The organism is Paenibacillus sp. GCM10012306 (genome assembly GCF_042649265.1).
Taxonomy (GTDB): Bacteria; Bacillota; Bacilli; order Paenibacillales; family Paenibacillaceae; genus Paenibacillus_AQ.
On the sequence record NZ_JBHRYW010000043.1, the window covers coordinates 1 to 501 of the forward strand.

1 protein-coding gene is annotated in these 501 nt (G+C 45.3%); it reads left to right on the forward strand.

All coding sequences use genetic code 11. The features are described 5' to 3' along the window. Positions 1 to 71: 71 nt before the first annotated feature. Positions 72 to 389, forward strand: coding sequence for a transposase (locus ACFORK_RS29085; RefSeq protein ID WP_379205555.1), 318 nt, complete (start codon positions 72 to 74; stop codon positions 387 to 389). Positions 390 to 501 lie beyond the last annotated feature (112 nt).

The following is a 501-nucleotide window of genomic DNA, read 5'->3' on the forward strand; positions in this document are numbered from 1 at the left end:
TGCAATTAGAATAAATAGTGGACACCCGTTAACGGACAGACCGATAATGAAATCAGTGGAGGTGTGTTCACTTGGGAGAACAAAGACAACGATATAACGAAGAGTTTAAAAAGCAAACCGTAAAGTTCATTCAAGAACAGACAAAGAGCTTAGGCGACTTAGCCGAAGAGCTTAACATTCCGAAAAGCACGCTGCATCAATGGATGAGCCAATATCGAGAGCTGAAAAATGAACCAGCAACAAGCGTGGATCGCGTACGGGAACTCGAAGCAGAGTTGAAAGAGATGCGCCGTCAACTTCAGGAGAAAGATCATCAACTCGCCGACGCTCAAGAAGAATTAGCCATCGTAAAAAAAGCGGTGCACATCTTCAGCAAACCAAGGAACTAAGATTCCAGTTCATGGAGAATCATCGCTCCGAGTTTCGCTTGGAGAAGATGTGCGATACCTTACACGTGTCAAGGAGCGGTTACTATAAGTGGCGGATGGGAAAAACCAGCGC